20 protein-coding genes and 1 pseudogene are annotated in these 23,560 nt (G+C 54.1%); 9 read left to right on the top strand and 12 right to left on the bottom strand.

What is annotated here, in order from left to right; all coding sequences use genetic code 11:
- Positions 1 to 58: 58 nt before the first annotated feature.
- The 9 genes and pseudogenes from bamA to rpsB form a co-directional block, all read right to left on the bottom strand.
- Positions 59 to 1,336: pseudogene (gene bamA, locus FIU95_RS06160) on the bottom strand (outer membrane protein assembly factor BamA); the annotation flags it as partial.
- Between the two features lie 115 nt (positions 1,337 to 1,451).
- The gene (rseP, locus tag FIU95_RS06155) at positions 1,452 to 2,807 is read right to left on the bottom strand and encodes an RIP metalloprotease RseP (RefSeq protein ID WP_152452488.1); all 1,356 of its coding nucleotides are present in this window, start codon (positions 2,805 to 2,807) and stop codon (positions 1,452 to 1,454) included.
- Between the two features lie 58 nt (positions 2,808 to 2,865).
- Positions 2,866 to 4,050 carry a 1-deoxy-D-xylulose-5-phosphate reductoisomerase gene (gene ispC / locus FIU95_RS06150; RefSeq protein WP_152452486.1) on the bottom strand — a complete coding sequence of 395 codons (1,185 nt, stop codon included), beginning with the start codon at positions 4,048 to 4,050 and terminating at the stop codon, positions 2,866 to 2,868.
- Between the two features lie 135 nt (positions 4,051 to 4,185).
- Positions 4,186 to 5,031, bottom strand: a complete 846-nt coding sequence (locus tag FIU95_RS06145) for a phosphatidate cytidylyltransferase (RefSeq protein ID WP_152452484.1) — start codon at positions 5,029 to 5,031, stop codon at positions 4,186 to 4,188.
- 127 nt (positions 5,032 to 5,158) lie between these two features.
- Positions 5,159 to 5,914, bottom strand: a complete 756-nt coding sequence (gene uppS / locus FIU95_RS06140; protein ID WP_152452482.1) for a polyprenyl diphosphate synthase — start codon at positions 5,912 to 5,914, stop codon at positions 5,159 to 5,161.
- On the bottom strand, positions 5,914 to 6,471 hold the full coding sequence (gene frr / locus FIU95_RS06135) for a ribosome recycling factor (RefSeq protein ID WP_152452480.1): 558 nt from the start codon (positions 6,469 to 6,471) through the stop codon (positions 5,914 to 5,916). The genes uppS and frr overlap by 1 nt, the downstream gene beginning before the upstream one ends.
- Positions 6,468 to 7,205: a UMP kinase gene (pyrH, locus tag FIU95_RS06130; protein ID WP_152452478.1), complete on the bottom strand. Its 738-nt coding sequence runs from the start codon at positions 7,203 to 7,205 to the stop codon at positions 6,468 to 6,470. Before pyrH ends, frr begins: the two co-directional genes overlap by 4 nt.
- A gap of 162 nt (positions 7,206 to 7,367) precedes the next feature.
- Complete coding sequence (gene tsf, locus FIU95_RS06125; RefSeq protein ID WP_152452476.1) at positions 7,368 to 8,231, bottom strand: translation elongation factor Ts; 864 nt, start codon at positions 8,229 to 8,231, stop codon at positions 7,368 to 7,370.
- A 113-nt stretch (positions 8,232 to 8,344) separates the two neighbouring features.
- Complete coding sequence (gene rpsB / locus FIU95_RS06120; protein ID WP_152452474.1) at positions 8,345 to 9,091, bottom strand: 30S ribosomal protein S2; 747 nt, start codon at positions 9,089 to 9,091, stop codon at positions 8,345 to 8,347.
- 287 nt (positions 9,092 to 9,378) lie between these two features.
- On the opposite strand from rpsB, the gene map reads away from it, so the two are divergent.
- The 9 genes from map (at position 9,379) to FIU95_RS06075 (ending at position 21,750) form a co-directional block, all read left to right on the top strand.
- Positions 9,379 to 10,149 (top strand): type I methionyl aminopeptidase, encoded by a 771-nt coding sequence (map, locus tag FIU95_RS06115; RefSeq protein WP_152452472.1) that lies wholly within the window; start codon positions 9,379 to 9,381, stop codon positions 10,147 to 10,149.
- Positions 10,150 to 10,226: 77 nt separating this feature from the next.
- Positions 10,227 to 12,935 carry a [protein-PII] uridylyltransferase gene (locus FIU95_RS06110; protein ID WP_152452470.1) on the top strand — a complete coding sequence of 903 codons (2,709 nt, stop codon included), beginning with the start codon at positions 10,227 to 10,229 and terminating at the stop codon, positions 12,933 to 12,935.
- A gap of 27 nt (positions 12,936 to 12,962) precedes the next feature.
- Complete coding sequence (gene dapC, locus FIU95_RS06105; protein ID WP_152452468.1) at positions 12,963 to 14,141, top strand: succinyldiaminopimelate transaminase; 1,179 nt, start codon at positions 12,963 to 12,965, stop codon at positions 14,139 to 14,141.
- Positions 14,142 to 14,200: 59 nt separating this feature from the next.
- Entirely contained in the window at positions 14,201 to 14,869 is a 669-nt protein-coding gene (gene nth, locus FIU95_RS06100; RefSeq protein WP_152452466.1) for an endonuclease III, read from the top strand.
- Between the two features lie 2 nt (positions 14,870 to 14,871).
- Positions 14,872 to 15,225, top strand: coding sequence for an ArsC family reductase (locus FIU95_RS06095; RefSeq protein ID WP_152452464.1), 354 nt, complete (start codon positions 14,872 to 14,874; stop codon positions 15,223 to 15,225).
- 9 nt (positions 15,226 to 15,234) lie between these two features.
- Entirely contained in the window at positions 15,235 to 16,266 is a 1,032-nt protein-coding gene (dapD, locus tag FIU95_RS06090; RefSeq protein ID WP_152452462.1) for a 2,3,4,5-tetrahydropyridine-2,6-dicarboxylate N-succinyltransferase, read from the top strand.
- Positions 16,267 to 16,356: 90 nt separating this feature from the next.
- Positions 16,357 to 17,490, top strand: a complete 1,134-nt coding sequence (gene dapE / locus FIU95_RS06085) for a succinyl-diaminopimelate desuccinylase (protein WP_152452460.1) — start codon at positions 16,357 to 16,359, stop codon at positions 17,488 to 17,490.
- Between the two features lie 138 nt (positions 17,491 to 17,628).
- Positions 17,629 to 19,683, top strand: coding sequence for a S9 family peptidase (locus FIU95_RS06080; protein ID WP_152452458.1), 2,055 nt, complete (start codon positions 17,629 to 17,631; stop codon positions 19,681 to 19,683).
- 111 nt (positions 19,684 to 19,794) lie between these two features.
- Complete coding sequence (locus FIU95_RS06075) at positions 19,795 to 21,750, top strand: S9 family peptidase (RefSeq protein WP_152452456.1); 1,956 nt, start codon at positions 19,795 to 19,797, stop codon at positions 21,748 to 21,750.
- Between the two features lie 64 nt (positions 21,751 to 21,814).
- On the opposite strand, the gene FIU95_RS06070 is transcribed toward FIU95_RS06075, so the two are convergent.
- The 3 genes from FIU95_RS06070 to FIU95_RS06060 form a co-directional block, all read right to left on the bottom strand.
- Positions 21,815 to 22,192: a hypothetical protein gene (locus tag FIU95_RS06070; protein ID WP_152452454.1), complete on the bottom strand. Its 378-nt coding sequence runs from the start codon at positions 22,190 to 22,192 to the stop codon at positions 21,815 to 21,817.
- Between the two features lie 6 nt (positions 22,193 to 22,198).
- Positions 22,199 to 22,750: a flavodoxin gene (locus FIU95_RS06065; protein WP_152456159.1), complete on the bottom strand. Its 552-nt coding sequence runs from the start codon at positions 22,748 to 22,750 to the stop codon at positions 22,199 to 22,201.
- Positions 22,751 to 22,966: 216 nt separating this feature from the next.
- Complete coding sequence (locus tag FIU95_RS06060; RefSeq protein ID WP_152452451.1) at positions 22,967 to 23,434, bottom strand: Spy/CpxP family protein refolding chaperone; 468 nt, start codon at positions 23,432 to 23,434, stop codon at positions 22,967 to 22,969.
- Positions 23,435 to 23,560 lie beyond the last annotated feature (126 nt).

The following is a 23,560-nucleotide window of genomic DNA, read 5'->3' as shown; positions in this document are numbered from 1 at the left end:
TAATTCCGAGTCTTTTTATTCGCAATCCAGGAGTTACAGCACTTTATTAGCGCCCCGCTCCCCCGGAACCTGAGGGTTGCCCCTCTACCATGTAATCGACATCAATCCGGTCTGAATCACCGGATACCTTAACAGTTTCAACTTTCACTACCTTCAAATAACCAAGCCGCTCAAGACGCGCTTTGGCTTGCTCAATACGAGCCGAGGAAGCTAAAGCCGACTCCATCTGGCGCAACTCTCGCCGCAAGACTTCATCTGCGGTACGAGTATTTCCACGAAAAGTAATACGCCGTACGTAAGTGCGTTTTCCCGGATCGATAAAGAAGGTGATTTTTACTGTATTCTCTTCTTTATTGGCCTCTGGAATGCCACTCACTTCGGCAAAACCGTAACCTTTATTACCCAAACGCTTGGAAATATAGTCGGAAGTTGTAGTTACCCTCTCTTGAGAGAATGTCTGACCTTCACGTACTAACAATAAGCGCTGTATCTCTTCCTCAGAAACTACCGGGTCTCCTGCGATTTCTACCTCACTGATAGTGTAAACATCACCCTCATTCACATTAATGGTGATAAAAACACTTTTCCTGTCCGGCCCCAGAGATACCTGGGTCGAATCGATCTGGAAGTCAAGGTAACCACGATTGAGGTAATAGGACTCCAGACGCTCGAGATCACCAGTGAGTTTCTCAAGAGAGTACTTATCATCACTGCGCAACCAAGAGAGCCAGCCGGTAGTTTTGAGCTCAAAAATTTCGCCAAGCTCTTTATCGGAAAAGACACGATTCCCCACAATATTAATATGTTTAATCGCAGCGACAGTCCCTTCTTCAACAATAACTCGCAGCTCAACCTGATTACGCGGTAGCTCTTTGACTTCGGTCTTGACGCTAGCGCCATAGCGCCCCTGTGCCACATACTGGCGCTCAAATTCCTGAGTCAAACCTTTGAGAGTCGAGCGTTTTAAAATCTGCCCCTCGGCCAGGCCGTATTGTTCCAACGCTTTTAGCAGATCCTCTGCGGCAATCGCCTTGTTTCCCGAAATACCAATCTTTGATATGGCCGGTCGTTCCCTGACATTAACAACGAGAACGCTATTTTCACGACCAATTTGTATGTCTTCAAAATAACCAGTACGGAACAGCTCTCGGGTTGCCCCCTGAATGTCATCAAGCCCAACCTCATCGCCAACCCGAACCGGAAGCGCTGAAAAAACAGTGCCTGCTGAAACACGCTGTAGCCCTTCCACCCGGATATCACTGAGAACGAACGACTGTGCCAAAGCGCTGAAAGGCAGCACCAGGCCGAGAGTGATCGTTATCAGCCAATATTTCATTCCAATGCCGAGTTACTTCAATTTATTACAGAGGTTGCAAAAACAACCCGCAACGCCCTCACTTAACAAAAATTCCTTCACACTCGGTGCAGTTGGGAAAATAAGCTTTAGAGCGCTACAAACGCAAAATATCGTTGTACAGAGCCAGCCCCATAATGCAAAGCACCAGGGCCATGCCCACCTGCAAGCCGATCACCTGTACTCGTTCAGACACAGGAGATCCCTTGATCGCCTCAATACCGTAGTAGAGAAGGTGACCACCATCGAGTACCGGAATGGGTAACAGATTGAGTACACCGAGACTGATACTGAGCAGAGCCAAAAGTGACAGGAATGACTGCCATCCCCTCTCTGCGGAAGTACCCGCCACTTTAGCAATGGTGATGGGACCACTCAAGTTTTTGGTCGAAAGTTGACCAAAAATCAATTTCTTTAAGCTGTTCAAGGTAAACAGGGTTTTATCCCAAGTTTCCTGAAGCCCCTGCGATAGCGCTCCCGCCACGCCATAATGGAACACCCTGACCCGATCTTCTGGCCAGCGCTCTGTTACTGGCTGCACGCCAATTTGGCCGACGCGCTCACCACCATCAAGCGTCACTTCTGCCGGCGTCACTGGCAGGGTCAAACGCTGCCCCTGCCGCTCCACCTCTACCAGAAGAGGCTCTCCTGCGCGTGCACGTACATACTGGCTCCATTCCTCCCAACCGGAAAAAGTTCTCCCATCGGTTGCCACTATCTTGTCACCCGCACGCAGACCCGCTGCGCTGGCAGCGCTACCTTCCAAAACCTGGTGAAGCGTCATACTGATGGGGGGAGTCCAGAGTTCGAGACCAATCTCCCCCAGTGGATCAGGTACTTCCTGACCGGAGAGCCAGCGGTTGATATCCGCCACCATGTGATATTCGAGATTGGAGTCCGGGTAGCGCACCGAAAACTCTATTGCGCCACTGTCTCCCAGGCGATTGGCCAAGCGCCAGTTGAGCGCCTGCCAGGTAGGTGTGTCCTCACCGTCCACCGCAACAATTTCTTGCCCGGGCTCCAGGCCCGCTGCCTCAGCAATAGTTCCAGGCTTGACGTTATCTACGATAGGTACAGGGCCCGCCGTGCCCCCCATAAAGACAACCCAAAACAGTACAATAGCCAACAAGAAATTAGCTGCGGGACCCGCTGCGGCAATCGCCATACGCGCCCACACACTCTTGCGGTTAAATGCCTGATTTAATTCGTGGGCGGCGACAGGCCCCTCCCGCTCATCCAGCATTTTGACATAGCCGCCGAGGGGAATTGCCGAGATTGCAAACTCAGTGCCGTGTCGATCATAACGGGAGAATAAGCGACGGCCAAAGCCCACAGAAAAGCGCAGCACCTTGACTCCACAGAGCCGTGCTACGAGAAAGTGTCCAAACTCGTGGAAGGATACCAGTATACCGAGGGCCACCAGGGCCCAGATTACCGTCTGAATCAAATCCATACTCAGTTACAGTCTCTTTTCATGCGCAAATCCCGGCATTATATGCCCAGCAGCAAATCTAAAGGGCTCCAACAGCTTGCTGGGCCAGCTCCCGCGCATTGAGATCAATGGCTTCGACTACGTCCAGCCCCGTCAGTTCAACGATGGGAGCGCTATTCATTACTTTTTCTATAACCGCAGCAATACTAGTAAATGCCAGCCGTCCCTGTAAAAACGCCTCGACAGCCACCTCGTTAGCGGCATTCAGCACCGTCGGCATACTACCAGCGGCATCCATAGCTTCACGAGCAAGGCGCAGACAGGGGAAGCGCTGATAATTTGGCGCCTCAAAATCCAACCGGCCCTGTGCAATCAGGTCGAGTGCTGGGACCCCCGCGTCAATACGAGCGGGAAATGCCAGTGCGTGCGCGATAGGGGTGCGCATATCTGGATTCCCCATCTGTGCCAACAGAGAGCCATCTCGATACTGCACCATGGAGTGCACAATACTCTGCGGGTGCACAACTACGTCTATCTGTTCAGGGCTTGCGTTAAACAGATAGCAGGCCTCGATAAACTCCAACCCTTTGTTCATCATGGTGGCCGAATCCACCGAGATTTTCCGTCCCATCGACCAATTGGGATGTGCGCAGGCTTCCTCAGGCGTCACCCGATGTAGATCGTTCGCTTCGCGCGTACGAAATGGACCGCCGGAGCCGGTAAGCAGTATCTTTTCCACCCCTGCTCCCACCAAGCTATCGCACGGCTGAGGCAGGCACTGGAAAATAGCATTGTGCTCGCTATCGATAGGTAAAAGCTGGGCTCCGCCTGCCCGCAAAGCGCGCAGGAAAACCGGTCCGGCCATCACTAGCGCCTCTTTATTGGCGAGCAGCACCTTCTTGCCAGCCTCAACGGCTGCTAGGGTTGGTCGCAAGCCTGCGGCGCCGACAATCGCCGCCATAACCACATCCACCTCATCCACAGAGGCAACCTGGCAGAGTCCTTCCAAGCCCCAAAGGACTTCAGTCGAAACGTCATCCCCCAGCAAGCTTCGCAACTCCTCGGCCCGCTCTTCACTGCTGACTACCGCATAGCGCGGGTTGTGCTTACGGCACTGCTGGGCCAACTCCGCGATACGCTCGCGGGCCGTCAAGGCATAGATGGTATAGCGCTGTGGATGGCGTGCAAGCACATCCAGAGTGCTCCCACCAATGGAACCCGTAGAACCGAGGACGGTAACGACTTGTGGAGATTGCCTTTGCATAAGCGTTCGACTTACCTACGAAACCTCTTGCGCTTCGACGACAGCGCCGACAAGCAATGCCGGCGCCTATCAAAATCACAGATATAGATTGAAGAGTGGCGTACCTGTTACAGATACCTATTTACAGGTACTTTTTTACAGATACTTAGGCAGCTCGCTAGCGAGCGCTGCCATAGTGAAGACCGGCAGAGCCGCAGTGAGGCTATCCAAGCGATCCATAACACCGCCGTGCCCCGGCAGTATATGGCTGCTGTCTTTAATACCCCGGTGCCGTTTGAACATACTCTCCAACAGGTCGCCAATCACCGAGGCAAGCGCGGTCACCAGCACACCAAAAGAAAACAACACTGTGTTTTTAAGCGGTAGATCAAACAGGTAGGAAGTGACAAGAGCGAGTATCAGACAAGCGCCCAAACCGCCAAAAAAGCCCTCCCAGGATTTACCGGGACTCACTTCGCGGGCCAATTTGCGCTTGCCGAACTTGCGACCGACAAAGTAAGCGCCCACATCGGCAGCTACAACGATAGCGACAACGTATAAAACCAACCAGGCACCGTGATCGAGTCCTCGCAAAATCACCAGCGACAGCCAGCTGGGCACCAGCACTACCAGCCCAATCAGACCCCGCACCCAGCGGTTCCCCCAGAGCATGGCACTGGCTGGATAGCTCTGCACCCACAGGAAAGCGAGCGCCCACCAACCGCAAGCGATCGCCAATATCTGGCGCGCCCGGTCAATATCCGGGGAGCTGAAATCCATAGAAAAAACATATTCAGCGGTGAAAACCAGAGTCCCACCCAATGCGGCGAGAAAGACAAAACGCAGTGCGCGATTGAGGTTGGAAAGGTTGGCCCACTCCCAGCCACCGAGCAATATCACCGCGACGAAAATCAGCGAGTACCATTGAATTGGCAGCAGGAACAAAACTCCAGCGAAAAGTACCAGCAATACCAGCGCAGTAATTATTCTTTCTTTAAGCACCGAAAACCCCTTTCATCTGGACCCACACTCGGCCTGCTATCTTTAAGCGACCTTGAGCGCCCCGGTGTAATATTCCTAAAAGTTATCCGCGGACAAAAAAATGGCCGCGCATTTGGCCCGATCCCTATCAGGCCTGCACAGCCGTGCCATCATCTTCAGCGCGTCCACCAAATCGCCGATCACGCTGCTGAAATGCTTCTATCGCCTCATCAAGGGCATGTTCATCAAAATCCGGCCAGAGCGTATCGATAAAAAATAACTCGCTATAGGCGGCCTGCCAGAGAATAAAGTTACTGATACGCTGCTCGCCGCTGGATCTTATCAACAGATCCACCGGCGGCAAATCGGTGAGCTGCATTTGGCTATCCATGGCATCCTCATCGATCGAATCGAGAGAGCGCTCGCCATTGGCCAACTCCTCCGCAAGCCGCCTTGCCGCCTGGGCAATATCCCAGCGACCACCGTAGTCCGCCGCAATCACCAGATCACCCTGGTCACCGCCACGGGTAATCTCTTCCGCTTCCGCAATGGCGCGCTGCAAGCGCGACGAAAAGCGGTCCCTGCGCCCTATCACTCGCAAGCGCACACCCTCATCGCGCATGCGCTTGGCTTCCTTGCGCAGATAGGAGTGAAAAAGGGTCATCAACAGTTCCACTTCCTTTGGGGGGCGCTGCCAGTTTTCACTGGAAAAAGCGAAAAGCGTCAGCGCCTCAACACCGCGACTCTTGCACGCGGACAAAAGATCGCGTATGCGCTCAACTCCTGCCCTGTGCCCCGCCGAGGGCGAGAGCCCCCTGCGGGCGGCCCAGCGCCCGTTGCCATCCATAATAATGGCGATGTGTCGGGGACCGGGGGAGTTCAAGTCGGTACCACTATTACCCATTAAATTTCCATCAGATCTTTTTCTTTGGCGGTGAGCGCTTTGTCGACATCCGCCACGAACTGATCCGTAATTTTTTGGATATCGTCACTTGCACGACGCTCGTCATCCTCGGAGATTTCCTTGTCCTTGACCAGGGACTTGACCTCAGCCAGTGCATCACGACGAATATTGCGGATAGACACCCGCGCAGTCTCAGCCTCACCGCGAGCCTGGCGAATAAAGTTTTTGCGGGTTTCTTCAGTCAGCATAGGCATCGGAATGCGAATAACCGCTCCAGCAGTGCTGGGGTTGAGGCCCAAATCGGACTTCATAATCGCTTTTTCGATATCCGGAACCAGGTTTTTCTCCCAGGGGGTAACCGATAAGGTGCGCGCATCTTCAACGGTGACGTTGGCAACCTGAGATAGTGGAGTATCGGAACCGTAATAGGAAACATGAATACCGTCGAGAATACTCGGGTGCGCACGACCGGTACGGATTTTATTGAAATTATTGGCTAGTGCGTCGAGCGCCTTGCTCATACGAGTCTTAGCGTCTTTTTTGATATCTTCAATCACGATTTCACTTCCTCTTCGATTAGCGTGCCTTCCTCGCCACCCACGACAATATTGAGCAGCGCGCCGGTTTTATCCATACGGAATACCCGCACGGGCATATTGTGCTCGCGGCAGAGACAGATCGCAGTCAAATCCATCACGCCGAGCTTTTTATCGAGCACTTCGTCATAAGTCAGTTGGTCATAGCGGGTTGCGGTGGGGTCCAGCACCGGATCGGCCGAGTAAACACCGTCCACCTTAGTGGCTTTTAGCACCAACTCCGCCTCAATTTCAATGCCGCGCAGGCAGGCAGCAGAATCAGTAGTAAAGAATGGATTACCGGTACCCGCAGCAAAAATCAGCACTTCGCCGCGCTCCAGGTAGCGAATTGCCGCGCGGCGGTCATAGTGGTCCACGATTCCGCTCATCTGGATAGAGGACATTACCCGCGATGAAATATTGGATCTTTCCAGCGCATCGCGCAGAGCCAGCGCATTCATTACCGTAGCCAGCATTCCCATATGATCGCCAGTCACACGATCGAGTCCAGCCGCACTCAGGGCCGCACCGCGAAACAGGTTACCGCCGCCTACAACCAGTCCAACCTGAACGCCGATACCCACCAGCTGACCAATCTCCAGGGCCATTTTGTCCAGCACTTTAGGGCTGATACCAAAACCCTGATCACCCATCAGCTCTTCGCCGCTGAGCTTCAGCAGAATTCTTTTATATTTGCGGTCTTTAATACCGGGCATTCGTTGGTCCTCTCAAATGTACCTGTTTAGTGGCCAAGTATTGCCGCCGAACATTACAACACTTTCTGTCATTTACACAGAGGGGTGCCCCGCTGCAAGCACACAGGCTCCAGCGGAGGCACCCCACCGCAAGTGAGTACTCAGAGCACTCACTGTTATCAATTAGGAAGAGGATTTAACCTGTGCCGCTACTTCCGCAGCGAAGTCCACCTCTTCTTTCTCGATACCTTCACCCACTTCAAAGCGGACGAAAGAAGTTACGTCAGCGCCGGCGTCTTTAACCAGCTTACCAATGCTTACGTCTGGATTCTTAACGAAAGGCTGCTCCACCAAGCTGTTCTCTTTCAGGAACTTCTTGATACGACCGCCCATCATTTTCTCAACGATTTCAGCCGGCTTGCCTTCCATATCGGGCTGGGCCTTGATGATGTCCTTCTCTTTTTCCAGGACGTCAGCAGGCATATCTTCAGGCTTGTTCACCTGAGGGTTTACCGCGGTTACATGCATAGCAACGTCTTTCGCCAGCTCAACCTCACCCGCGCTCAGAGCTACCAGAGCGGCGATACGATTGTTGGAGTGTACATAAGCACCCACAACCGGAGCTTCGACCAACTGGATTCGACGCACGCCGATGTTCTCACCGATTTTCTGAACCAGTGCTTCGCGAGCATTTTCCAGATCACCTTCCATCAGGGCGGCTACGTCCTGCTGGCGCTCGGCAAATGCTTTATCGACAACCTTGGCAACAAAAGCCTGGAAGTTATCGTCGCGAGCAACGAAGTCGGTTTCGGAGTTCACTTCTACCAATACGCCGTAGCTGCCGTCTTCGGCGACTTTTGCAGCAACAACGCCGTCTGCAGCGGTGCGGCCAGCTTTCTTGGCAGCCTTCAGGCCGGAGGCTTTGCGCAGGTCTTCGATCGCCTTTTCGATATCGCCATCCGCTGCGGTGAGTGCTTTCTTACACTCCATCATCGGCAGGCCGGTACGCTCGCGCAGTTCTTTTACCATTGACGCGGTAATCGCCATGATTTTTTCCTCGGGGTTCTGTCACTTAAAGTTAGAAAAAAGGGGCCGTAAACCGGGCCCCTTTTTAAGTTCGCAATGTAACGCTACTCCGTTACACCACTTCGCCCTGCAAATTACTCTGCAGCAGCTTCGTCATCGCTAGCTTCGACGTACTCGTCTTTGTTCACCGCGCTGCCAGCTTCCGCTGCGCCGGCCAGAACTGCGTCAGCCACAACAGTGGTGTACAGTTTGATGGCACGGATAGCATCGTCGTTACCGGGGATCACGTAGTCAACACCAGCGGGATCACTGTTGGTATCGACAACACCGATTACCGGAATACCCAGCTTGTTAGCTTCCTGAATCGCGATGCGCTCGTGCTCAACGTCGATTACGAAGATCGCGTCGGGCAGGCCGCCCATGTCCTTGATACCACCGATGGAGCGGTCGAGCTTCTCCATCATGCGGGTGCGCATCAGAGCTTCTTTCTTGGTCAGCTTCTCGAAAGTACCGTCCTGAGACTGAACTTCCAGCTCGCGGAAACGCTTGATGGACGCGCGGATGGTTTTGTAGTTGGTGAGCATACCGCCCAGCCAGCGGTTGCTGACGAAAGGCTGGCCACAGCGCTCGGCCTGCTCTTTGATAGATTTCTGTGCGGCGCGCTTGGTGCCTACGAACAGGATCTTTTTCTTCTGAGCGGCCATCCCCTTGACCACCTGCAGGGCTTCGTTAAAAGCCGGAACAGTGTGCTCCAGGTTGATGATGTGAATCTTGTTGCGGGCACCAAAGATGTATTGACCCATCTTCGGGTTCCAGTAGCGGGTCTGGTGGCCAAAGTGAACACCAGCCTGCAGCATATCGCGCATGCTTACTTGCGGCATAATAAACCTCTAAATATACGGGTTAGTCCTCCACACATCCCATGCGTCAACCCCTTTCGAGGCACCCAGACACATGTGTCGATGCGTGTGCGGCATTTCCGCCCCGGAAGCACTCCGGAGCGGCGCGCTTTATACCACAACCACGCAGCCGAGTGAAGAACGGGAATAAATATGATGTGAATGGCTGCGCCTGTGGGTTCCTTAGTTAGCGCCACTCGCTGGCGCTATGCCCCGTCGTCGGCAATCCGCTACAATGCCCGCCTTCACAGATAGACTTAAGGACACGCATGACCTCAGCCATAAAGACGCCGGAACAAATTGCCAAAATGCGCACCGCGGGCCGCCTCGCCGCAGAGGTCCTGGAGATGATTGGCGAGTATGTGGTCCCTGGCGTCACTACAGAAGAACTGGACCGCCGCTGCCACGACCATATCGTCAATGTGCAGAAGGCCATCCCCGCCTGCCTCGGCTATCGGGGCTTCCCAAAGTCCATTTGCACCTCGGTCAATGAGGTGGTTTGCCACGGGATACCCTCTGAGAGCAAAGTGCTCAAGAAGGGCGACATCATCAATATTGATGTCACCGTGATTAAGGATGGCTGGTACGGCGACACCAGCAAGATGTTCTTCGTCGGCAAGCCCGCCGCACACGCCGAGCGACTGGTGCGCGTCACCCAAGAATGCATGTACAAGGCCATTGAGATAGTGCGTCCGGGCACCAGCCTCGGTGACATCGGCCACGTGATCCAGCAACACGCCGAGAAGAACTACTACTCTGTGGTGCGCGACTTTTGCGGCCACGGTATCGGCGATGTCTTCCACGAGGAACCCCAGGTACTGCACTACGGCCAGCCCGGAACCGGCGAGATTTTGCAGGAAGGCATGACCTTTACCATTGAACCGATGATCAATGCCGGCAAGGCCGCCACTCGTGTTCTCGGCGATGGCTGGACCGCGGTCACCAAGGACCGCCGCCTGTCGGCTCAGTGGGAGCACACCATGGTGGTCACCAGCAGCGGGGTCGAGGTGCTGACCGCGCGTAGCGAGGAAAAATTTTAACCACAAGCTCCTCCCGTTTCTAAATAAAGATGCACAGCCCCGCCCAGCGGCGGGGTATAGCCAAACGGACCTCAGTCATGCAGCCGGTCAACACACCCTACTTCGAGCGCCCTCTCTTCTTCTTCGACCAAGCCCGCTTTCGCCGCGATCTCGCCGCCCGTGAAAAACCGCCCCTGCAGATCTTCAAGGATGCGATAGGTGCGGCCGAGCACCAGATGGCTGAGCGTTTTCGCGAGGGCGAAGATGTCGCCACTCTGGTGCATGAGCGCGCGCTCTTTGTCGATTGCCTGCTGCACTATGCCTGGCATCAGTACCAATGGAAGTCAGGCGCCAGCTTGATGGCCGTAGGCGGTTATGGCCGAGGAGAACTACACCCCCATTCCGATATCGATCTACTGATTCTCACTGAGGATCGCGCCGACGAAGAAACCATCGACAGTATTGAGAGGTTCGTCACCTTCCTCTGGGATCTAGGCTTGGAGATCGGCCACTCGGTGCGCAGCGTGGAGGAGTGCCTGGCACTGGCCGCCGAGGACATCACTGTCATCACCAATCTCACCGAATCCCGCACAGTGGTGGGCGACAGCAAACCCGGGGAACAACTTGCGGCCGGCATGGAGGGGGGCAAACTCTGGTCTACCGAGGACTTTTTCAATGCCAAACTGGCCGAGCAAGATGAGCGCCACAACCGCCAGCAGGCCGCGGAATATATTCTCGAACCCAACATCAAGAACTCTCCCGGTGGGCTACGCGATATCCAGACCATCGCCTGGGTCGCCAAGTATTTCTTTCGGGTGCGCACGCTCAGACAGCTGCAGGGCAAGGCCTTTTTCACCGAGGAGGAATTCGCCATCCTCCAGTCTGGCGAGAGCTTTCTTTGGCGAGTGCGCTATGGCCTGCACCTTCTCGCCGGACGTGCCGAGGAGCGGCTGCTGTTCGACTACCAGAGAGAATTGGCCAAACAGTTTGGCTATGAAGACAGCGACACCCAGCTGGCGGTTGAGCAGTTCATGCACAACTACTACCGCATCGTAATGGCCCTGCGCGAACTCAACGATGTACTGCTGCAGTATTTGGGCGAGGCAATCCAGCAGGGTGGCGAGCAAACTGCCACCCCCATCAATGAGCGCTTCCAGCTGCGCGGCGGGGCTATTGAGGCCGCCTACCCACAGGTGTTCAATCAGCACCCCCCAGCGCTGCTGGAGATCTTTGTGCTGATGGCCAGACACCCGCAAATCACACGGGTGCGCGCCTCAACCATCCGCCTGATCCGCGAGCACCGCCACCTGATCGACGAGCACTTTCGCGCGGACCCCGCCAACAGCGAGCTGTTTATGGAGCTGCTGCGCTCTGCGCGCGGACTCTCCACACAGCTGTCGCGGATGACCCGCTACGGTATTCTCGGGCGCTACCTGCCGGAGTTCGGCCGCGTCACTGGGCAGATGCAGCACGACCTCTTCCACATCTACACCGTGGACGCTCACACCCTGCAGGTGGTGCGCAATATGCGCAGCTTTCGCGGCCCCGAGGCGCGGGAAAAATTCCCCATCGCCGCGGAAATTCTCGAGCGCCTGCGCCAACCGGAACTGCTGTATATCGCCGGCCTCTACCACGATATCGCCAAGGGTCGCGGCGGCGACCACTCCAAGCTGGGCGTAGTGGACGCCGCCGAGTTTTGCGAGCGCCACCAGCTGCCGGCGCGCGACCGCCGCCTGGTTTGCTGGCTGGTGGAAAAGCACCTATTGATGAGCCAGGTATCGCAGAAACAAGACATCAGTGATCCGGAAGTGGTGCACGCTTTCGCCCGCGAAGTGGGCGACCGCGAACACCTGGACTACCTCTACGCCCTGACCGTAGCGGATATCAACGCCACCAACCCAGAGCTTTGGAACAGCTGGCGGGCCAGCCTGATGCGCCAGCTCTACCAGGCCACCCAGCACGCCCTGCGCCGCGGCCTGGAGAACCCCATCGACCGCGAGGAAATTATCGAGGAAACCCGCAGCCTGGCGCTGGAAAAACTGTGCGCCCTCGGGCTGCCGGAAGCCTCTATGGAAAACATATGGGCACAGATGGGCGACGACTATTTTGTGCGCGAGAGCGCCGACAACATCGTCTGGCACACCGCGGCCATTCACGAGCTGCACAGCAACAGCCCGCTAATGCCCAGCGACACCCTGGTGCTGACACGCAACTCAGGCCCCGGCGAGCACGACGGCGCTACCCAGGTTTTTGTCTACACCCCCGACCGCGCCAATGTATTCGCCGCCGTCGTCACCGGGCTCGATATGCTCAACCTGAATGTGCACGATGCGCGCCTGTACAGCTCGGCCTCCGGCTACACCCTGGATACTTTTTACGTGCTGGACGAATATGGACAACCCCTGCTCGACGAGCCCCAGCGCCTACAGCAAATTCGCGAGACATTGCAAAAAGAGCTGGCCTTAGTGGAGGACTACTCCAAGGTGATCCAGCGGCGCACCCCGCGGCGCCTGAAGATGTTTTCAATGGAGAGCCGCGCGCACCTGTCTACCGAGGCGGGCGACCAATACAGCACACTGGAAATCACCAGCGCCGACAGGCCCGGTCTGCTCGCGCTGATTGCGCGCACTTTTGTCACCCATGATCTGCGCCTGCACAACGCCAAAATCTCCACTCTTGGGGAACGGGTAGAGGATATTTTCCATATCACCGATGCCGAGGGTCACGCGCTCAGTAACGCCGAGACCAATCGCGCACTGGAGCAGGCCATTTGCCGGGAGCTGGACGACCACACAGCGCCGCAATAACACCAATGACGAGCGGATAAGAACGCTATGAATCCAAACCTGGACAAGCTGCAGCCCTACCCCTTCTCCAAGTTACAGGCGCTGAAAGCGGACCTGCAACCGGCGAGCAAACCCCATATCGCCCTCTCCATCGGCGAGCCGAAACACGAGCCGCCTGAATTCGTGCGGAGAGAGCTGGTCGCGCACCTGGACAAAATCGCCGCCTACCCGCTCACCAAAGGCCTGGAAACCCTGCGCCAGGCGATTGCCGACTGGCTGTGCACCCGCTTTCAGCTCGCACAGGTCTGCGCCGACACCCAGGTTTTGCCGGTGAATGGCACCCGCGAAGCGTTATTCGCCTTCGCCCAGGCCATGGTCACGCCGGGCAGTAAAGTGCTGATGCCCAACCCCTTCTACCAGATTTACGAGGGAGCGGCCCTGCTGGCCGGCGCCGAGCCGCACTTTATCAACTGCCTCGCTGGCAATCGCTTTAAGCCAGACTTCGGCTCCGTGCCCGAATCGGTGTGGCGCCAGTGTGAGCTGCTGTATCTCTGCTCACCGGGCAACCCCACTGGCGCCCTGCTGGAGATCGACGAATTGCAAACACTCATCGAGCTGGCAGACCGCTACGACTTCACCATCGCCTCGGATGAGTGCTACTCGGAACTCTACTTCGACGAGAGCGCGCCGCCGGCCGGGCTACTGCAAGCCTGCGAACAAATGGGCCGGGGCGACTATCGTCGCTGTGTGGTTTTTCACAGCCTGTCGAAGCGCTCCAATTTGGCGGGGCTGCGCTCCGGGTTTGTTGCCGGCGATGCTCAGCTGCTGGATAAATTCCTGCTCTATCGCACCTACCACGGCTGCGCCATGCCACTGTCTAACCAGTACGCCTCCATCGCCGCCTGGCAGGATGAAGAGCATGTGCGCGGAAATCGCGCACTCTACCGACAGAAGTTCGACGCGGTGCTCGATATTCTCGACGGCTGCCTAGAAGTACAAAAGCCACAGGCCAGCTTTTACTTGTGGCCCCGTGTCGGCGACGGGGAGGAGTTTGCCCGCGAGCTGTACCGCCAGCAAAATATCACGGTTTTGCCGGGCTCTTTCCTCGCCCGCGAGCGCGAGGGAGTGAACCCCGGCAGCGAGTATGTGCGCATGGCTCTGGTAGCCACATTAGAAGAGTGCGTGGAAGCGGCAGAGCGCATCAAAGAATTTTGCCGGCAGAACTGACCGCCGAATTAATCCAACAGACACCGCAACCCAGGAGCCCCACTCAGGCACAGACGAGAATGGCAGTAAAAAACTTACTCAAACAAGAGCGCGTGGATTTTATTCTACAGCGCCTGGAAGAACTCTATCCGCAAACCCCGGTTCCGCTCGATCACAAAGACCCCTACACCTTGTTGGTTGCCGTACTACTCTCGGCACAGTGTACCGATGAGCGCGTCAACCAAGTCACCCCCGCTCTCTGGCAGTTGGCCGACAACCCCGAGGATATGGCACTGGTGCCCGTGGAGGATATCCAGGCGGTTATCCGCCCCTGCGGTTTATCACCGCAGAAATCCAAAGCCATCAGCAAGCTGTCGCAAATTCTTGTCAACGAATACCACAGTAAAGTGCCGGAGAATATGGCCGCCCTGGAAACCCTGCCCGGTGTCGGCCACAAGACCGCCAGCGTGGTGATGTCCCAGGCATTTGGCCACCCGGCCTTCCCGGTGGACACTCATATTCATCGCTTAGCGCAGCGCTGGGGGCTCACCAACGGTAAAAATGTCACCCAGACCGAGAAAGACCTAAAAAGGCTGTTCCCCAGAGAAAAGTGGAATAAATTGCACCTGCAGATTATTTTCTATGGCCGCGAGTACTGTTCCGCGCGCGGCTGCGACGGCACCGTCTGCGAAATCTGCACCACCTGCTACCCCAACCGCAAAAACCCCAAGAAAACCAAAAAGGCGTAACTGTGATTACTCTGTACGGCATTAAAAACTGCGACACCGTAAAAAAAGCCCGCAAGTGGCTGGAAAAGAATGGGGTCGACTATCAATTTCACGATTTCCGTGAAGACGGCATGGACAATGTGCCCCTAAAAGCCTGGCTGAATGAATTTGGCTGGCAGGAAGTACTGAATCGCCGCTCCACCAGTTGGCGCGCTCTGAGCGAAGTACAGAAAAATACAATGGACAACGACAGCGCTTTAACACTTGCCAGCGAGACCCCCACCCTGATCAAGCGCCCGGTGACCACCTCAGACGGCACTACTCGCTTTGGTTTTAAAGAGCAAGAATTCGCCGCGCTTACCGGCCAAGCCAACTAGGAGAAAAAAATGAGTGATATCTACAGCATCGGATTTGGCGTTGGCACCTGCAATAGCAAGGGCGACTGGCTGGAAGTCTTTTACCCAAAACCGCTGTTCAAACCCAATGCAGAAATAGCCAAAGCGGTAACTGAGACCCTACATATTGATGGCGGCAACCACAGCCTGCCCCTCGACGCGACCCTGCTGCACAGCCTCACAGAAAAGCTGCACAGCGCCGGAGCGGACGAACAGGCGGAGATCCTGCAGCAGTTCGCCAACAGCCACCGGCCGCTGGTTGTCGTTGTACTTTCCAGCGACGAGGCACCGCAGACAGTACCGGAAGCCTATTTGAAGCTGCAACTACTCTCCCACCGCCTGGTAAAACCCCACGAAACCAATCTCGAAGGTCTCTTCGGCAAACTGGTTAATGTGGCCTGGACCAATCAGGGCGCTATCGACCTGGAGGAGCTGCCACAGCGCCAACTGGAAGCGCGCCTGAACGGAGAGCACCTGGAAATTGCCTGCGTCGACAAATTCCCCAAGATGACCAACTACGTAGTGCCCACGGGCGTGCGCATCGCCCACACCGCGCGCGTGCGCCTCGGCGCCTATCTCGGCGAGGGCACTACCATCATGCACGAGGGCTTCGTCAACTTTAACGCGGGCACCGAGGGCCCAGGGATGATCGAGGGCCGTATCTCTGCGGGCGTATTTGTCGGCGCTGGTTCCGATCTGGGTGGCAGCAGCTCCACCATGGGCACGCTCTCTGGTGGCGGAAACATAGTGATTTCCGTGGGCGATAACTGCTTGCTGGGTGCCAACGCCGGTATTGGTATTCCCCTGGGGGATCGTTGCACCGTGGAAGCGGGCCTCTATATCACCGCCGGAACTAAGGTAGCCCTTCTAGATGACAGCGGCAAACTGGTCGAATACATCAAAGCGCGCGAATTGGCCGGAAAATCCGACCTGCTGTTCCGCAGAAACTCCACCAATGGCGCCGTTGAATGCCTAACGAATAAGAGCGCCATTGAGTTGAATGCAGCACTGCACAGCAATTAAAAGCTGACCCTGCGGGGCCCCGGCCCCGCCCGCTCTCCATTTGCATAAATTCTAATAACAGCGCACCTCATCAACTAAAAGGATTATTCCGTGACCCCCACACTGCAACTGGCCTTTGACCTTATCCGCCGTCGCTCCGTAACCCCCGAAGATGCAGGCTGTATGGATCAGATGATTGAGCGACTGGAAAAAGTTGGGTTCAAGGTGACAAAGCTGCGACGTGGCGATACCGATAATTTTTGGGCGGTGCGCAACGGGCAAAGCAAAGGCCCTCTGCTTGCCTTTGCCGGTCACACGGATGTCGTGCCGAGCGGGCCGGAGGAAAACTGGAGCAGCCCGCCCTTCGAGCCACAAATCCGCGATGGCTTTTTGTATGGTCGCGGTGCGGCCGACATGAAGGGTTCACTGGCAGCAATGGTGGTGGCCTGCGAGGAGTTTATCCACCAGCACCCCGATCACAGCGGTCGCATCGCCTTTTTGATCACCAGCGACGAGGAGGGGCCGGCAATCAATGGCACAGTCAAAGTCGTTGAGTGGCTCGAGGAGAAGGGAGAAAAAATAGACTGCTGTATTGTCGGTGAACCCTCCAGCAGCGAGCGCGTCGGCGATATTATTAAAAACGGAAGACGCGGCTCATTGGGCCTTGAGTTAAAAGTCTTCGGTGTTCAGGGACATGTGGCCTATCCACATCTGGCGGAAAACCCAATTCACAATTTGGCCCCAGCACTCGCTGAACTGGCAGCAGAAGAGTGGGATCAGGGCAACCAATTTTTCCCCGCCACCAGCTTCCAGGTTTCCAACATCAACGGAGGTACAGGAGCAACCAATGTGATTCCCGGTGAGGTGGATCTGCTCTGTAACTGGCGCTTTTCTACGGAATCCACCGCCGAAGAATTGGAAACCCGTGCCCGAGCAATCCTGGATAAGCACAAACTGAAATATGAAGCGAACTTTAATTTGTCCGGGCACCCCTTCCTCACTGCCGAGGGCCCACTGGTCCGCGCTGTAGAGCAAGCAATCCAAAAAATCACAGGAAAGGAAACAGAATTATCGACTGCCGGGGGCACTTCCGATGGCCGCTTTATCGCTCCAACAGGAGCGCAAGTAGTGGAACTGGGGCCGGTCAATGCCACTATTCACAAAGTTGATGAGAGAGTCAAAGCCGACGATTTGGATATCCTTAAGGATATCTATCGGGAAGTACTTAGGGGGCTTCTAACCTGAGCTTACTGCCCCGGACGATAATTATTTATTAATTGCACGGATTATCCCACTAAATACACAGATCGGCTTATTCGCCTCCTAACCAACTGCCTCTGCGGTATGCTCCTTCCGATAACAAAATGGAGGAGCCCGCAGATCATGAACAGACTATTGAAAATAGCCGCGGCGATATTAATCGCCAGTCCTGCCCTCGCTGAAGAGCAACCCACTAATTTCAGCTATGAGGATGTATTCAATCTCGAGTATGCCAGCGATCCTCAGTTCAGCAACGACGGAAAGAGTATTTACTACGTCCGCAACTCCATGAACAAAATGGCGGACAACAAGCGGGCAAACCTGTGGCGCATCAGTGCCGACGGCAAGGACCACCGTCCACTGACCTCAGGAGATTACTCGGATTATTCGCCGCGCCTATCCCCGGACGGTAAAACAATTGCCTTTATCAGTTCCCGCAGTGGCAGCCCCCAGATACACTTATTGTGGCTCGATAACGGCCAAAATCTGCAGATCTCCCACCTGCCAAAATCCCCTTCCAATATTCAGTGGTCACGGGACGGCAAACAAATTGCCTTCACCATGTTTGTGCCCGAGAGCAAACCGTTCCCGGTTGAACTACCCGGTGCCCCCGAGGGCGCAGAGTGGGCAAAACCACCTCAGTTTATCGACCGCAGTATTTATCGTGCGGACGGCATGGGTTATCTCAAGCAGGGGCACACCCAGGTATTTGTCATCCCCCGTGAGGGCGGCACGCCGCGTCAGCTTACCAGCGGTGAGTTCGATCACGGCAGTAGTCTCGCCTGGAGTAAAAACAACGACGCTATTTACTTTTCTGCAAACCGCCACCCCGATCACGAGATCGAATTGATGAACTCTGAAATTTATAGAGTAAATCTCAAGGATGGCAAAATCGAGCAGATCACCGAAAGATTCGGGCCCGATCATCATCCGCAGATTTCCCCCGATGGTAAAAAGCTTGCCTACCTGGGATTCGAGGATCAGCGGCTCGGGTACCAACAACACAGCCTGCGCATCATCGATCTCGACAGCGGCGAGTCTCGCAAAGTCCAAACCGCTAAAGACCGCAGTATCTCCAGCTTCAACTGGCTAGGCGACAGTAAACGTATCGCTTATAGCTACGACGATCAGGGCTCCACAAAAATTGCCATTAAAAAAATTGGTGGCAGCGACACTGTAGTCGCCAGTGATGCTGGCGGTCTATCGCTGGGGCGACCCTACTCGGGCACTCACTTTGCCACATCCAAACGCGGAGCTATTGCTTACACGCAAACCAATCCGCAGCATCCGGCAGAGCTGGCTTTAGCCCACAACGGCAAAGTAAAAGCGCTGACCAGCCTCAATAACGATGTGGTGCCGCTGCGCAATATGGCCCACGTGGAGAAGATCCATTACAAGTCCAGCTTCGATGGGCGCGATATACAGGGCTGGGTCGCCTACCCGCCCAACTTCGACCCGAAGAAAAAATATCCCCTGCTGTTGGAAATTCACGGCGGACCCTTCTCTAACTATGGCCCCCGGTTTGCCGCCGAGGTGCAACTTTTTGCTGCCGCCGGCTATGTAGTTCTCTACACAAACCCACGGGGCTCTACCAGCTACGGGCATGAATTTGCCAACCTGATTCACCACAATTACCCGAGCCAGGATTACGACGATTTAATAGCCGGCGTCGATGCAGTAATTGATCAGGGTTATATCGATGAGGAGCAATTATTCGTTACCGGCGGCAGCGGCGGCGGCACCCTAACAGCCTGGATTATCGGCAAAACCGATCGATTCCGCGCGGCAGTAGTTGCCAAACCGGTAATCAACTGGGAGAGCTTCGTCTTGACTGCTGACTACTCGAGGTTCTTTACCAAATACTGGTTCTCAGGTATGCCCTGGGAAAAACCGGAGGAATATCGCCGCCGCTCTCCCCTCACTTATGTGGGCAATGTCACTACGCCCACTATGCTGCTTACCGGAGAGGAGGATTACCGCACACCGATGTCCGAAACAGAGCAGTTTTACCAGGCACTGAAGTTAAACGATGTGGAAGCTGCAATGGTACGAATTCCAGGCGCCTCTCACAGTATTGCCGCGAGGCCCAGCCAGATGGTTGCAAAAGTGGCTTCTATTTTGTACTGGTTTGATCAGCATAAGCCTGAGCGGGAGAGTCAGGATTTGGTTATAAATTAACTTTACTTTTAAGCCTTTTTAGGTTAGGGCGACATTTCGGAGCCCGCCCTAACCATTTGCATCCATAACCTTAACGCGCATAATTACAAGCTTTTGACACAAGGACTATATATGCGCAGGCTTCTATTATTTTTCACTTTTCTGTGGCCACTTTTCGCATTTAGCACCGAAGTACCCTTATCCGACCTAGTACGCCATATAGAAATTGAGGAGGTGAAAATATCTCCAGAGGGCACCCATCTAGCCATAAGAAAAAACCATAATGGCGAGAGAGTCTTACTTTTTATATCCCTCAAAGACCGAAAAATCACCGGAGGCCTTCGATTCAAAGGTAAGGATGAAGTTGGTGACTTTTATTGGGCCAATAATGAAAGAGTTGTAGCAAAAGTCGTATCACGAAAAGCCGCTTTGGAGATGCCTATTTATTACGGCACTCTATTCGCTGTAAATGTAGATGGCTCCAAGAAGAAAAACATCTTTGGATACCTAGCAAGTGAAACTCAAACTGGAACCCGTTTAAAAAGAGCCAAAGCAACCTATGCACATGCCACAATTATTGATCTCCTTCCCGAAGACAAAAGTGAAATTTTGCTTTCCACATATCCATGGTCCAATAATTGGGAAACAACAGGGGAAATTCTCAAGGTAAACATTTATAACGGCGTTAAAACCAGAATAACAGGGCTGCCGCAGGTTGGCCGGGCTCACACCGATGATCATGGCAATGTAGTCTTCGCAACTGGCAGTAATCGAAAAGGAGATTATGAAATATACGAAAAATCAAAAAAAGGATGGAAGAAAGTAGAGAATTCTCTCCTAGCTCACGGCTGGCCAAAAGGGGGAGACTTAGATACTGGTGAATTCTATTTTGAGATAGATCGCCCTAACAGTACTGAGCAACTAGTTAAATTTAACAAAAAAACAAACACAATAACCCCGATATTTTCCCACGAAATCTCCGATATTAGCGGAATAATTTACCACCCCACAAATGACAACCCCATCGGAGTCTATCTACACCCTGATTTTCCTGAAGAGTACTTTTTTGATGAAGGCAATGGATTTGCAGCTTATTTTCGAGGCTTAAAGAAAGCTTTTGAAGGCTACAGAATCAACTTTACAAGCTTTACCGATGACGGCTCTCTAGGAATATTAAGAGTATATGGAGACCGGCTCCCAGGGGATTATTTCTTAGCAAATTTGAAGACTAAGAAAGTAGATTTTCTATTATCATCATCAGAATGGCTTGCCCCTGAAACTCTAAACTCAATGCAAGCGGACTCATTTGTCACCACGGACAACATGAGAATAGGCACCTATCTGACTTTCCCCAAAGGACAAACTAAAAATCTGCCTATGGTAGTAGTACCACATGGAGGCCCCCATGCCCGTGACTACTGGGGATATGACCAAGAAGCACAAATACTTTCCCAAAATGGCTACTTGGTTCTCCAGGTAAACTTTCGTGGCTCAACAGGATACGGCGACCACTTTTACACTGCCGGAGAGCAAGAGTGGGGAGGAAAAATTCAAAAGGATATAGCCGACGCCGTTCATTGGGCAGTAGAAAAAGGCTATGCAGATCCAAGAAAAGTTTGTATTTACGGTGCCAGCTTTGGGGGCTACTCTGCCCTAATGAACCCGATCAGATATCAAGACCTGTATAAATGTGCGGTTGGCTATGTGGGTGTTTATGACTTGGAGATGATGTACAAGAAAGGGGATATCAAACGTCGTGATAGAGGGTTAGCCTACCTTAATAGGGAACTGAGTAAAGATAAGAACTTCTTAAAGGAAAACTCCCCAATCCACAACACCGATAAACTCAATATTCCCTTATTTATTATTCACGGTGAGAAAGATGAGCGAGTGCCCGTTGAGCATGCCGAGGAGCTACTGGAAAAACTAGAGAAAGAAGGGAAACCAGCAAAAAGCCTTATTGTTGCCAATGAAGGGCACGGGTTTTATAGCGAAGAAAACAACATGAAGCTTTATACCGAACTGCTAGCTTTTCTTGATAAGCACATCGGTATTGGGTCAGTAGAAAAACAGCCGGCTGTGAACTAGTAATAAGCTAATACCACCCCAGACTTTCCAGCACCCGTTGAGCTATCAACTGGTGCTTTCCCTTTTAGTGGAGCTGTCCTGAAGCCTGGGAGGGCTCCTCGACGGAATTCACAGGCTCATCTAATCCATGTGACAGCACAAAATAATAAATCACCTGCAGCTGCCCATGGATTTCGGTCATCAGGTCGAAGTTATACTCCCCCCTTTCCCCTGGGCCCACTTGTACAGACGCAATATGTGAGGGCTCAATAAAGAATTCCGCTACCGGGCGTTTGCCGCGCATCACCTGTACTAGCAGTGTGCGGGTGTCTTCCTCAGCAAAACGCCAGTAATAGTCATCATCATCATAAACGACGCTCTCCGGGGTACCGGCCCGGAGAATGCAATTGGGGTGTTCAGTCAGCCAAGGCCAGAATTCTTTAAAGGGGATCGTCAGCGGCATAAGTAACTAGTCATCCAACTCGACGACACTGGCGGCACCGCCATCAAGGTTAAACTCGTCAGCTATCTGTTTGCACCAGAGGTTGAGGCGTTCGGCAGTCAGCTCTTCCTGCTGGTCTTCATCGATAGCGAGGCCCATAAATTTGCCTTCGCCTTCAATTTCCGCCTTGGAAGCCTCGAATTCATAGCCCTCTGTTGACCACAAGCCAACAATGGCCGCTCCTCGACCGGCAATCACATCATGTAGCATGCCCATCGCATCCAGGAAGTAATCGCCGTAACCGAACTGATCGCCCAGGCCAAACAGGGCCACCGTCTTGCCACTGAAGTCTATTTCCTGCACATCCTCCCAGAACTCTTCCCAGTCGGATTGAATCTGACCGAAGTCCCAGGTAGGAATACCGAAAATCAGCTGCTCGTAGTTGGCAATCTCCAATTGGGTAACATCGGCAATATCAAACAGGTCTACCCGCTCCTCTCCCATGCGGGCGCGGATGCGCAGGGCTATAGATTCGGTATTGCCTTCGTCGCTGCCATAAAACAAGCCGATTTTGCTCACAGTCATTCCTCTTCGCCCAAACCGGGCCACACTAGATACTTATTGGCGGGGCGGCGTATTCTCCCAGCAATGGCGGGGCACGGCAAGCTGACCAAGGTTGTGTCTCGGCACAAAAAAGCCCCCATAATTGTGGGGGCAAAGGGTTATGAACCGACCGGGCCTCTGGGGAAGGGTGCGCCCGGCGGATCGCACAAGGAGTCTGCGGTTTGGGGAAGATCAGCTTTCTGTGGTGCGGCGCTCAAGGCGTTCCTCACGCCACTTTACACGGCGCTCTTTGCGCTGCTCTTTCAACTCTTCAAATTTGGCTTTCTGCTCATCGGTGAGGATCGCTTCGAACTGCTGGCGCATTTGGAAGTGGTTTTGCATTTTTTGAACCTGCAACTTACCCAATTCTGCCCCGAGCTGGTCCAGGGTGGCCTGGTCTGCACCGCTCTCCAGGGCGGTATAAATCTCCTTACGCAGCTCTTGTAACTGCTGGCGCTGAGCATTCCTGCTTTCACTGTTGCTATCTCTGTTAGCCTTTAACTGGGCTTTCTGGCCCTCGGTTAGCTCCAGCTTGCGCGCCATATGCTCAAATCCGCGCTTGTGATGGCCCCCCTCTGCGCCAAACGCCATAGTAGCTGCAGGGGCCGCCATCACGCCGGCCAGAGCCAGACTACTCAGCATCAGTTTCCAGTTTTTCATCACTCCGTCCTCACGTTTGTATTCAGTGATTTCATAGTAAGTCGGGCCTGTGTAAACAGGGGCAAACTGCGGTAAACATTTGTTAAGAACGGTAAAAAGCCGGATAAGCGGCGATAACTAGCGCCA

This window comes from Microbulbifer sp. THAF38 (assembly GCF_009363535.1).
Classification (GTDB): Bacteria; Pseudomonadota; Gammaproteobacteria; order Pseudomonadales; family Cellvibrionaceae; genus Microbulbifer.
This window is presented reverse-complemented; position numbering and strand designations above follow the sequence as displayed.

Coding starts and splice junctions, on each gene's coding strand:
- rseP (WP_152452488.1), bottom strand. CDS start 2,807: ATGGATTTGATTCAGACGGTAATCTGGGCCCTGGTGGCCCTCGGTATA.
- ispC (WP_152452486.1), bottom strand. CDS start 4,050: ATGCAAAGGCAATCTCCACAAGTCGTTACCGTCCTCGGTTCTACGGGT.
- uppS (WP_152452482.1), bottom strand. CDS start 5,914: ATGGGTAATAGTGGTACCGACTTGAACTCCCCCGGTCCCCGACACATC.
- pyrH (WP_152452478.1), bottom strand. CDS start 7,205: ATGCCCGGTATTAAAGACCGCAAATATAAAAGAATTCTGCTGAAGCTC.
- tsf (WP_152452476.1), bottom strand. CDS start 8,231: ATGGCGATTACCGCGTCAATGGTAAAAGAACTGCGCGAGCGTACCGGC.
- rpsB (WP_152452474.1), bottom strand. CDS start 9,091: ATGCCGCAAGTAAGCATGCGCGATATGCTGCAGGCTGGTGTTCACTTT.
- map (WP_152452472.1), top strand. CDS start 9,379: ATGACCTCAGCCATAAAGACGCCGGAACAAATTGCCAAAATGCGCACC.
- FIU95_RS06110 (WP_152452470.1), top strand. CDS start 10,227: ATGCAGCCGGTCAACACACCCTACTTCGAGCGCCCTCTCTTCTTCTTC.
- dapC (WP_152452468.1), top strand. CDS start 12,963: ATGAATCCAAACCTGGACAAGCTGCAGCCCTACCCCTTCTCCAAGTTA.
- nth (WP_152452466.1), top strand. CDS start 14,201: ATGGCAGTAAAAAACTTACTCAAACAAGAGCGCGTGGATTTTATTCTA.
- dapD (WP_152452462.1), top strand. CDS start 15,235: ATGAGTGATATCTACAGCATCGGATTTGGCGTTGGCACCTGCAATAGC.
- FIU95_RS06080 (WP_152452458.1), top strand. CDS start 17,629: ATGAACAGACTATTGAAAATAGCCGCGGCGATATTAATCGCCAGTCCT.
- FIU95_RS06075 (WP_152452456.1), top strand. CDS start 19,795: ATGCGCAGGCTTCTATTATTTTTCACTTTTCTGTGGCCACTTTTCGCA.
- FIU95_RS06070 (WP_152452454.1), bottom strand. CDS start 22,192: ATGCCGCTGACGATCCCCTTTAAAGAATTCTGGCCTTGGCTGACTGAA.
- FIU95_RS06060 (WP_152452451.1), bottom strand. CDS start 23,434: ATGAAAAACTGGAAACTGATGCTGAGTAGTCTGGCTCTGGCCGGCGTG.